The 374-nt window shown below is 65.2% G+C and carries 1 protein-coding gene; it reads right to left on the bottom strand.

The window, feature by feature from the left end; translation table 11 throughout:
• The coding region (locus ACM6IK_RS25695; protein WP_414876541.1) for an outer membrane protein transport protein at window positions 1-374 on the bottom strand (374 nt) is incomplete at both ends.

Raw genomic sequence — 374 nt, 5'->3', positions numbered from 1 at the left:
CCGAGCAGGGTGGCGTTCTGCGCGAAGTAGCGGCCGGACCAGTCGTTGTCGTAATTGACCGCCAACCCGAAGTCACCGTACTGGCCGAAACCGACGCTCCAGTGCTCGTCCAGTTCATGGCTGATGAAGAAGCTGCCACCGGGAATCGGATCGAGGGCATTGCCGCTGCCGCTGCCCGAGACGTTGGTGCCGGAGTCGCGGTCGAAGCTCAGGTCGCCATACAGAACCTGCAAGCCGGCGGTGATTTGCGTGCCCGGCAGGTAGCTCATGCCCGCGGGGTTGCTGGCGATGGTCGAGGGGCCTTGGGCTCGGGCGGCGGCACCGGCGTTGGCCAGGCCGGCGTTATCGGTGCCGATTTCATAGAGCATGATGCC

It is taken from the genome of Pseudomonas sp. IT-196MI5 (assembly GCF_949767415.1).
Lineage (GTDB): Bacteria > Pseudomonadota > Gammaproteobacteria > Pseudomonadales > Pseudomonadaceae > Aquipseudomonas.
This window is presented reverse-complemented; position numbering and strand designations above follow the sequence as displayed.